The following is a 2323-nucleotide window of genomic DNA, read 5'->3' as shown; positions in this document are numbered from 1 at the left end:
CTGGGTGATGAGGCCGATCCGGAGTCGATCGCGGCGCAGCAGGTCGGGTATTGGCAGTCGATGCTGGCGGGTATTCCGGATCAGTTGGATCTGCCGTCGAATCGGCCGCGGCCGGCGGTGCAGTCGTTTGCCGGTGGCCGGGTCGAGGTCACGATCGATGCGGATGTCCATGCCGGTTTGCAGCGGGTTGCCCGGCAGCAGAACGCCACGCTGTTCATGGTTGTGCACTCGGCGCTGGCGGTGTTGTTGTCGCGGCTTTCGGGGACCGATGACATCACGATCGGTACGCCGGTGGCGGGTCGTGGTGAGCGGGCACTGGACGATCTGATCGGTATGTTCGTGAACACCCTGGTGTTCCGGACACAGGTCGATGGTGGTGAGTCGTTCGCGGATCTGCTCGGTCGCCAGCGTGAGGTCGATATCGCGGCGTTCGCCCATGCGGATGTGCCGTTCGAGCGGCTGGTGGAGGTACTCAACCCGGCGCGGTCCACGGCGCGGAATCCGTTGTTCCAGGTCGGTTTCTCGTTCCAGAACCTGGCGCTGTCCTGCCACCGATCTGTTCGATCGGTCCACGGCGCAGGAGTTCGTGGATCGTTTCCTGCGGTTGCTGGGTGAGATCGTTTCGGCGCCGGAGACGGCGGTCGGCGAGCTGGAGATCCTGGCCCCGGCCGAGCGAGCGGCGCTGGCGCAGCGTAACGAGACCGATCGGGAGCTGGAGCCGGCGTCGACGCTGGCATCGCTGTTGGACGCCACGGTCGCGGCCACGCCCGATGCGGTGGCCCTGGTGGCCGCCGACGGTGCACGGATCACGTATGCGGAACTGGGCGCCCGGGTCAACCGGTTGGCCCGGTACCTGATCTCGGCGGGCGTCGGTCCGCAGGATCGGGTCGGATTGGCGTTGCGGCGGTCGGTGGACCTGGTCGTGGCGATGTACGCGGTCGCCGCCGCCGGCGGCGCGTATGTGCCGGTGGATCCGGATCAGCCGGCCGAGCGGACCGGTTACATCCTGGACACCGCGGCACCGGTCTGCGTGCTGACCACCGGTGATATCGAGATCGGCGCCGAATCCGGTATCGCCACCGCATCCGTGGTGGCCCTGGATGCCCTCGACCGTTGCGGGCGTCGAATACGGCGTATGTGATCTTCACGTCGGGTTCGACGGGTCGCCCGAAGGGTGTCGCGGTGCCGCATGCGGCGATCGTGAACCAGTTGCGGTACATCGTTGCCGAGTTCGGGCTGGATACCACGGATGCGATCCTGCTGAAGACGGCCGCGACGTTCGATCTGTCGGTGTGGGAGTTCTGGACCGCGGCGGTGTCCGGCGGCCGGATGGTTATCGCCGAAGCCGACGGGCATCGGGACCCGTCGTACCTGAACGGGTTGATGGACCGCGAGCAGGTCACCACTTTGACGGTGGTTCCGTCGATGCTGGACGCCTTGCTGGACACCGGCGCCGGGTTGCCGGAGTCGGTGCGGCGGGTGCTGGCGATCGGTGAGGCCCTGCCGGTAACGACAGCGCAGAAGGTGCTCACCCGTTCGCCGGGCGCCGGGTTGTTCAACCTGTACGGTCCGACCGAGGCGGCGGTCTCGGTCACCACCCATCGGGTGACCGGTGCCGATGTGGTGTCGGTGCCGATCGGTGTGCCGCAGTGGAACAGCCCGGATCGGTTCGTGGCGGACCCGTTCACTGTCGGTGCCCGGATGTATCGCACCGGCGACCTCGTCGCCTGGAACGGTGCGGGCGAGCTCGAGTATCGGGGTCGCACGGATTTCCAGGTGAAGATTCGTGGTTTCCGGATCGAGCTGGGTGAGATCGAGGCGGCGTTGCTGGCCTTGCCGGGGGTTTCCCAGACGGCGGTGGCGGCGAAGTCGGATTCGCAGACCGGGGATCGCCTGGTCGGGTATGTGGTGCCCACCGGGGATGCGGGAGTGGATACAGCGGGTATCCGGTCCGAGCTCGGGCAGCGGTTGCCGTCGTACATGGTGCCGTCGGTGTTCGTGGAGCTCGAGGCGTTGCCGTTGAATGCCAACGGCAAGCTCGACCGTAGGGCGTTGCCGGAGCCGGTGTTCGAGGTGCAGGAGTTCCGGGCGCCGCGGCGCCGACGACGATTTCTTCGCGCGTGCCGGTGCGGATGGTGTTCGAGGCGTCCACGGTGGCCGGTTTGGCGGTGCGGGTGGAGCAGCATGCCGGTTCGGGTGGGCGGCAGGCGTTGGTGGCGAAGCCGCGGCCGGAGCGGGTGCCGTTGTCGTTGGCGCAGCAGCGTATGTGGTTCTTGAACCGGTTCGATGGTCGGTCGGCGGCTTACAACATTCCGATGGCTGT

General features: G+C 67.2%; 1 pseudogene. It reads left to right on the top strand.

Features of this window, described 5'->3' with window-relative positions:
- Positions 1-2323: pseudogene (locus IG75_RS38780) on the top strand (non-ribosomal peptide synthetase); the annotation flags it as partial.

It is taken from the genome of Nocardia rhamnosiphila NBRC 108938 (assembly GCF_000720425.1).
GTDB lineage: Bacteria > Actinomycetota > Actinomycetes > Mycobacteriales > Mycobacteriaceae > Nocardia > Nocardia rhamnosiphila.
Note: the sequence above shows the minus strand (reverse complement) of the source record. Positions and strands in the feature narration are given on the sequence as shown.